Below are 8,009 nucleotides of genomic sequence, written 5' to 3'. Positions count from 1 at the left end.
GGATTTAATAGGCTCCGGCGGTTCCGGCGCGCCGAATGCCAGCGGCGCCGGCTTCGGCGGCGCGGTCTCGCTCGGCGCGGACGCCACGCGGACGGCGACCTTCCGGCGAAGCGCCTTTTCGAAATCCATTATTTCCGCCACAAGTTCGTGTTTCTTCATCTTGCGGTGGTTCTTGATCCCGCGGTCTTTCGCGAGGTCATAGAGCTGGTTGATAGTCATACCTTCCAGCGTTTCCTGGTCGTAGTAAGTTTCTTCAGACATTGTTACTCCTGTGCAATTCAGTTCGCGGAGGCTAGTTGATCGCGTAAATATCCTTGAACTGGCGGTATTTATGCTCACAATCAAGCCCGTAGCCGACAACGTAACAATCGGGGATCACGAAACCGACATAATCGAGCTTAAGTTCGACCTTCCGCCTGTCGGGTCTGTCAAGGAAGCTTGCGGTCGCAAGGCTTGCCACCTTGCGGGTTTGAAGGTTGCGCTCTATATAGTTGAGCGTCAGCCCGGTGTCTATTATATCCTCAAGAACGAGGACATGTCTACTTTCGATGTCTTCGTCCAGGTCTTTCACCAGCTTCACGACGCCGCTGGACTCGGTTCCCTTATAGCTGGACACCGAAAGGAAATCGTACGTCACGGGCACAGTCAGCTTGCGCGTCAGGTCGGCGTGGAACATCGTCGCGCCCTTGAGGACGCAGATGATATGAAGCTCCTTTCCCTCGTAGGCGGCGCTGATTTCCGACGCAAGCTCGCTTACGCGCTTCTCTATTTGTTCGGCGGAAAAAAGCAGTTTGAAATGCGGGGGTATCTTAACGCTCATCTTGTCACTCCCATTCGATGGTCGCCGGCGGCTTGGACGTAATGTCGAGCGCGACGCGCACGACGCCCTTGACCTCCGACAGCACGCGATTGGATATTTTTTCCAGCACGGGGAACGGGACATGCGTCCAGTCCGCGGTCATTTCGTCTTCGGATGTCACGGCGCGCACGACTATGGGATAGCCGTACGCGCGCGCGTCGCCCGTGACGCCGGTTGTCTTGATTGAAGGCAGCACCCCGAAGGCGCGGGTGCGCCCGTCGTACAGATCGGCCGCGATTATCTCTTCGCGGATTATCGCGTCCGCGTGCTGCAGTATGGCGATTTTCTCGCGCGTCACCTCTCCTACCACGCGGATTCCCAGCCCCGGCCCGGGGAACGGCGGGCGGTACGCGATCGAATCCGGCAGCCCAAGCTCCACGGCGAGCCGCCGTATCTCGTCCTTGAACAAATCGCGCAAGGGTTCGATTAGTTCGAGATTCATTTTTTCCGGAAGTCCGCCCACGTTGTGATGGCTTTTGATCACGTGCGCGTGCTTGCCGATTCCGCTGGATTCGATTATATCGGGATAACTCGTTCCCTGCGCGAGATAGCGGATGCCCTCCAGTTTGACCGCTTCTTCCTCGAATACGCGGATGAATTCCTCGCCGATGATGTGCCGCTTGCGCTCCGGCTCGTCCACTCCCGCGAGCCTGTCCAGGAAACGCTCGCTTGCGTCGATCGGAATTAGCCTGCTTCGAAAGTTGGCGCGGAATGTCTCGATGACTTCCTCGGCCTCGTTCTTGCGCATCATTCCGTGATCCACGAATACGCACACAAGCTGGTCGCCGATCGCCCGATCCACGATTGCGGCGGTCGTCAGACTGTCCACGCCGCCGGAAAGCCCGCACAGCACCTTCTCGCCGCCGACTTTCGCCTTGATCCATTCCACGCTGCGAGCGATGAAGCTTTCCATCCGCCAGTTCGGCTGCGCGCCGCACACGCGGAAAAGGAAATTCGCGATGAGGTCGCGTCCCCATGGTGTGTGCGTCACTTCCGGATGGAACTGCACCGAGTAAATCTTGCGCTCGACGTTTTCGAACGACGCGACGGGCGTGTTCATGGTGTGGCTGGTCGCAATGAAGCCGGGGGGCGCGGTCGCCGTGATGTCGCCGTGGCTCATCCAACAGATCAAGTCAGGGTTGAGTCCTTTGAACAACGCGCTTTCTGGCACATCCACCGTCAGCTCGGTTTTACCGTACTCCCGGTTCTTCGCCGCCGACACCTCGACGCCGAACACTTTGCCGATGAGCTGCATCCCGTAGCAGATGCCCAGCACAGGAATTCCGAGATCGAATATCTCCCTGTCCACCTCCGGGCTGCCGAACTGGTAAACGCTGTTCGGCCCGCCGGAAAGCACGATGCCCGCGGGCTTCATTTCGCGAAGTTCGGCCGCGGAAAGCGTGTTGCCGAAAATCTCGCTGTAGACCGAGTGTTCGCGCACGCGTCGCGCGATAAGCTGGGTGTACTGGGAACCCAGGTCGATTATCGCTACCTTATCGAAATCCCCGTTTGTCTGCCAGGTCATGGTCGAATGAAAAAATACAACAGGAGCCGGGGCGCCACGCCCCTTGCGAATCCGGCCCAAAGCGGCCGGCCTCCTGATTCCACTATTTCCTCTGCTTCATCTGCAGGGTCTTGCCCTCGCTTCCGAAGCTAAAACTTACGTAAAGCTGGGTTTTGTGAAACTCGCGGATGTTCCCCGCTCCGGCGAGCCCCATGCTGCTTTTGATTCCGCCGATCAGGTTCTGCGTTCCGTCCGACACGCGGGCCGGGCCGAACAGAACCTGCGAAAGCGGGATCCCGCCGCCCGCCTTGACGCGCGTCCCGCGCGGCAGGTGCGCGTGCGGCGCCGCCATCCCCCAGTGGTACGGATAGGCGGGCGCCTCCGGGCATCCGGCGAACACGCTGCCGAACATAACCGCGTCCGCGCCCGCGGCGAGGCATTTCGCAACCTGTCCGGATGTGCGCATCCCGCCGTCGGTTATGACCGCGACGCGCCTGCCCGATTCCTTTTCGTAGTCGTCGCGCGCGTCCGCGGCTTCCGCGGTCGCCGTAATCTGGGGTACGCCCACTCCCGTCACGTCGCGCGTCGTGCAGGCCTGGCCCGGCCCCACGCCGACAAGTATCGCGTCCGCGCCCGCGCGCATAAGCTCAATCGCGACTTCGTAGCCCACGCAGTTGCCCACGATGAGCGGGATGTCTATTCCGGCGCACAACTCCGCGATATCGAGCACCTCGCCCGATTTCGAGCGGTGCTTCGGCGATGTCACGGTGCTCTGGACGACAAGAATTTCCGCGCCCGCTTCCTTTGCCGCCGCCCAGAACTTCTTGACGCCCAGCGGCGTCAGGCTGACCGCGGCAATCGCCCCGGCATCCTTCATCTCGCGCACCGAGCGCACGACAAGCTCTTCCTTTACCGGCGCGGCGGAATACACGTCCTGCAGAACCGGTGTCGCTTCCTCGTCAGACGCCTGGACGATGCGCGAAAGCTTTTCCTGCGGGTTCTCGTACCTTCCCCACACGCCTTCAAGGTTCAGCACGCCGAAGCTGCCCGCGTTGGTGAACAGCGCGGCGACGCTCGGGTCAACCACGCTGTCCATCGCCGAGGCGATTATCGGAATCGAAAACGTGCGGTTCTTGAGCGCGAAGCTCACGTCCACGTCTTCGGGATCCACGGTCGAGGCGGACGGGGCGAGCGAAACGTCGTCGAATGCCAAAGCCAGCTTTGCCTTTCTGTGTTTGGATATAAGGAAATCCAATGGTCGGGCCTTCCTGCGGGAAACTTATGGGGGCTCCCCGGATTGGGGAAGCCCATATATACCACCGGCCCGCGGCGCTGTCAACGAAACTCCCCGCGGGCGCGAGGTTGAGCAGCCTTATACCCGGTTTCACGAGGGATAATTTTATGTTTTATGGAGTCGGGTCGTCGCGGGACGCGGACATCGGCTCCTTTTTTTCTTGATTCTGTTTTTTGGGGCGCGGATAAGGCCGGGCCGGCGAGACGTGCTATACTTCACCCGTCTTTCAGGCATCGGGGAGCGCAAGCTGAGAGGGCGCCCGCAAGGGACGCCGACCCGCAGAACCTGATCCGGGTAATGCCGGCGCAGGGAATCGCAAAACTCCCCCAGCACCTGGATTTTCGGCAAGGCGCGCTTTCGCGCTAATTTTGCGAGAGGTGGTGGGTATGTCGGATGCAAAGCAGGCTGCGGCGCAGCAGGCAACGGGCGAGTGGGAGGAAATGAAGGAATCGTCCACTCGCGAGGCCGGACGGCTGTCGGGCCTCGACACGTTTCTTTTGTGGTTCGGCGCGGCGGTCGTCATCGACGAAATGTGGAGCGGCGCGCAGGTGACGCCGCTTGGCATCGGTTTGGGGCTAATCGTAATCCTCGCCGCCAAATTCACGGGGAATCTGCTCCTCGCGCTCGTCGCGCGGATGGGCTCTGAGGCGCTTGTGCCGACAATGGTGCTTTCGCGCGCCAGCTTCGGAATACGCGGCAGCGTTTTCCCGGCGGTGTGCAACATCCTGCAACTCATCGGATGGACGGCGTACATGCTGATCGTCGCGGCCAAGGCCGTGGGGATTTTGTTCGGTGCGGAGCTTACCGGCGCGCAGCAGTTCTGGACGATACTCGCGCTGGGGCTCTTAACAACCGCATGGGCGGCAGGCGGAAGCCGTTACTGGAAGATCGCCAACAATATCGCCGTATTTATGTTGATCGCGCTGACAATCGTGATGACGTACGGCGTGTTTTCCAAATTCACCATTGACGAACTGTTGCGGGTAGTTCCGCCCGCCGGGCCTTCGCCGATGCTGACGTTCGATTTTGTCGTCGCGATGGCGGTTTCATGGGTGCCTCTCGCCGCTGATTACGGAAGGTTCGCGTCGTCCCGGCGGGCCGCGTTCGCGGGAACCTACTGGGGATATTTCACCGGCTCCGCCTGGATGTACGCCATCGGACTGATCGCGGGAATGGCGTACTTGAAGCTCCATCCCGGAACCGCGGTGGAAGCGCTTGAGCCGAACACCGTCGTTTTGGGCGCGCTGCACGGAATGAAACTCATTTCCGCGGGCATCTTGTTGATCGCGCTTTCGACTATCACCACCACGTTTCTGGACGTTTACTCGACTGCGGCGAGCTCGCTCAATATATGGCCGAAGGCGAACGCTTCGTTGCTTGCGGTAATCGGCGGGCTCTTCGGCACCGCGCTGGCGTTTTTCGTAAAGATGGATCAGTATACGCAGTTCCTGCTGCTGATCGGCGTGGTATTTCTTCCAATGTTCGCTGTCGTCGCCGCGGATTATTTTTTCGTGAAGAAATGCAGGATAAATTCGGCCGCGCTGTTCGATAGGGGGGGAGAATATTGGTACGCGGGAGGTTTCAACGCGGCCGCGATCGCGGCTTGGATCATCGGAATGGCGATTTCGCTCTGGGCGGGCGCGCCCTGGTGGCTCGGCGCGATATTCGGAATCGAAACTTGGCAGGCCTGGCCCATCGGCGCGGCGATTCCGAGTTTCGCGGCATCGGGGGCGATATATCTTCTTCTGGCGAAGCTCGTTTTGAAAAAGAGCTAGAATTAGACCGTGGAGTCGTCCGCTGCTACCGTGTTTCTTCCCGGCTGGGCACGGGAGCTTGCATCCCGCTACTTCAGCCGCACGCAGAGCACGTTCATTCTTCACGGCAACACGCGCGACCTCATCAGGTTCGATGACGGCAGCGCCGCCGTCAGGTACGTCCCCCTTGTGGAGTACCTCACGCGCGCGCTTTTCGCGCGGCGCAAGTTCGTGCTGGGATACGACCTGTCGCGCGGTCTGTACCTCGCCGATCCTTCCGCCGCGGACGAATTCGCGCGCAAGCTGCGCGCGATCGACGCGGTGGCCGGGACGCGGTGGACAGCGGAGCTTCCCTCGTCGCCGCATGCGGTGATTTTGTTTTTCCAGCGGTTCGTCAAGGCGCTGGCGGTTTCTCCGGATCCGGAGTCCAGGCGCGTCGCGCTTATTCTCGATTGGGCGGAGACGATATTTCCGAAGGCCGACCTGCCGCAGCTTTCCGCGGAAGACCGCGCCGCCGAAATCGCGCTGGAGCGGCTTGCCGAAAGCCGCGAGGTGATAGACGGCGACGTGACGCTTGTATTGATAACGGAGGATTTGTCGTCGTTGAGCTCCCGCATCGTCGAGAACGCTTACACCTCGCCGATTTGCGTTCCGATTCCGAGCGAGCCGGAGCGTCGCGAATATATCAGCTGGTGGCTTTCATCCGAGGGGAGGGGGGCGAATTCAGCCTCCGCTGCGCAATTTCTTTCGCAGCTCCAATCGGTTTCAGCGGCGAGCGCGGGGCTGACGCTGACGCAGATCGGGCACATTCTGGCGGAGTACGAGCAGGACACGACGGGGGGGGCGAAAAAGGACTGGCGCGATTACATCTACGAGCGCAAGCGCAGGCTGATCGAGCAGTCGTGCGCCGGTATGCTGGAATTCGTCGGCAGCGAAAAGCAGACGCTGGACCTCGTCGCGGTGCACGATCTCGCGGTCGCGGAGCTGCGCAAGGACGCCGCGCTTTTCCGCGCCGGCGAGTTCGCCGCGGTGCCTTCGGGATATTTGATTTGCGGGCCGTCGGGCTGCGGCAAGTCGTTCCTCGTTCGGTGCTTCGCGGGCGAGGCGGGCGTGCCTTGCGTGGAGCTTCGCAACTTCCGCGACAAGTGGGTGGGCGCGACCGAGGCCAACCTGGACCGGCTTCTTTCGGTGCTGTCCGCGCTTTCGCCGGTCGCGGTGATCGTGGACGAGGCGGACGCGGCGCTCGGCGACCGAGGCGCGGGCGAAGGCGACAGCGGGCTTTCCGGCCGCGTCTTCTCCCGGCTGATTTCCTTTATGGGCGATCCGAAAAACCGCGGGCGAGTGGTCTGGTTTCTCATCACGAACCGGCCGGACCTTCTGTCAATCGATTTGAAACGCCAGGGGCGCGCGGAAAAACACATTCCGCTTTTCGCCCCGCAGAGCGCGGCGGATTACGAAGATCTTTTTCTGGCGTACAGGAAAAAGCACAAACTGCCGCTCGGATTCTCGCGGCTGGCGGATGCGTGCGACCCGGCCGCGCTGAAGCTATCCGGAAGCGATCTCGAAAGCGTGTTCTTCCGCGCGTACGCTCGCGCCAAAACCGCGAAATCGGAAGACATCGAAGCGTCGCATTTCAAGGAAGCGCTGGAGGATTTCATCAGTCCGCAGTATCCGGACGAAATCGAATACCAGACGCTTCTCGCGGTAGCAGAATCCACAAGCCGCGCGCTCATCCCCAAAAAGTATAGAATGGAGCAGCGCGCTCTCGCGGAAAGGCTCGCGGAGCTGAAGACGAGGCTGCCGCGGGGATGACCTTGACTGCAGTCGCGTTGCGCTCCAGATTTCGCTTGTGGTTTGAATTCATATGGGAGTGCACCGGCTTGCCGGTGCCACAGGAAAGTTCAACCGCTAAAAATCGTCAATGACATTAATTTTGTCGAACTTTATTCGTTCCAATATTGTCTGAAACTCGTTTTCGCACTCTTCTCTGAACCTGCGCGCGGAGCAAAACGGATACGATTCAGCCCGCTTGACGATTTCATGTTTCACGGGGTTGTACATTACGTAATTCAATCTTGCGTACAGGCTTCGCTCGTAAGTGATTCTCGTGTCCCAGAAATTGTGCCAGACCTGCCTGCCAGGCATGGAGGCAACCTTGTTGGCTTCCCTCGCCGTCACCGAATGCAAGTGTCGAATAAACGTTTTCAGCGAGTCGGGATTGTCGCACGATCCCACAAAATGGTAATGATTGGGGAAGACGCTCCACGCCTGCAGAGTCCATTCGTATGTTTCGGCCAACTCAAGCAATTTACCGGTCAGCATCTGAAGCAATTGCGCGGAGTTGAAAATCGACTGCTTGTAGTAAGTGCCCGCGGTAACCATGAAGGTGCCGCCAAATTCCAGCAGGTGTGGAGGCGCGTGTGGAACGAAGATCGACCGCGGCTTGCTTCCGGGCGGGTTGCTTTTTTCTCCCATCGGACGTATTTTATCCCAAGAAGCGGCACCGGCAAGCCGGTGCACTCCCAAAAGAGAAAACATATGCTTAGCGATGGCGGAATGCACGCTTGAGCCGGTGCTTTGTATGTAATCGCATTTTCG

General features: G+C 59.9%; 7 protein-coding genes and 1 riboswitch. Of the genes, 2 read left to right on the top strand and 5 right to left on the bottom strand.

The features are described 5' to 3' along the window. The 4 genes from HRF49_11895 to HRF49_11880 all read right to left on the bottom strand — a co-directional run. Positions 1-261: Rho termination factor N-terminal domain-containing protein (locus HRF49_11895; protein ID MEP0815349.1), on the bottom strand; the 261-nt coding region annotated here is incomplete at its 3' end. A gap of 31 nt (positions 262-292) precedes the next feature. Continuing rightward, the gene (gene hpt, locus HRF49_11890) at positions 293-820 is read right to left on the bottom strand and encodes a hypoxanthine phosphoribosyltransferase (GenBank protein MEP0815348.1); all 528 of its coding nucleotides are present in this window, start codon (positions 818-820) and stop codon (positions 293-295) included. 4 nt (positions 821-824) lie between these two features. Next, entirely contained in the window at positions 825-2,384 is a 1,560-nt protein-coding gene (guaA, locus tag HRF49_11885) for a glutamine-hydrolyzing GMP synthase (protein MEP0815347.1), read from the bottom strand. A gap of 82 nt (positions 2,385-2,466) precedes the next feature. Then, positions 2,467-3,618: a GuaB3 family IMP dehydrogenase-related protein gene (locus HRF49_11880; protein MEP0815346.1), complete on the bottom strand. Its 1,152-nt coding sequence runs from the start codon at positions 3,616-3,618 to the stop codon at positions 2,467-2,469. 263 nt (positions 3,619-3,881) lie between these two features. After that, positions 3,882-3,986: riboswitch (TPP riboswitch) on the top strand. A gap of 57 nt (positions 3,987-4,043) precedes the next feature. Here HRF49_11880 and HRF49_11875 point away from each other — a divergent pair. Beyond that, entirely contained in the window at positions 4,044-5,432 is a 1,389-nt protein-coding gene (locus HRF49_11875; GenBank protein MEP0815345.1) for a cytosine permease, read from the top strand. Between the two features lie 9 nt (positions 5,433-5,441). Then, positions 5,442-7,223, top strand: a complete 1,782-nt coding sequence (locus HRF49_11870; GenBank protein ID MEP0815344.1) for an AAA family ATPase — start codon at positions 5,442-5,444, stop codon at positions 7,221-7,223. A 96-nt stretch (positions 7,224-7,319) separates the two neighbouring features. Here HRF49_11870 and HRF49_11865 read toward each other — a convergent pair whose 3' ends face one another. After that, positions 7,320-7,886 (bottom strand): transposase, encoded by a 567-nt coding sequence (locus HRF49_11865; protein MEP0815343.1) that lies wholly within the window; start codon positions 7,884-7,886, stop codon positions 7,320-7,322. Positions 7,887-8,009: the final 123 nt, after the last annotated feature.

The organism is bacterium (genome assembly GCA_039961635.1).
Taxonomy (GTDB): domain Bacteria; phylum 4484-113; class 4484-113; order JAGGVC01; family JAGGVC01; genus JABRWB01.
This window is presented reverse-complemented; position numbering and strand designations above follow the sequence as displayed.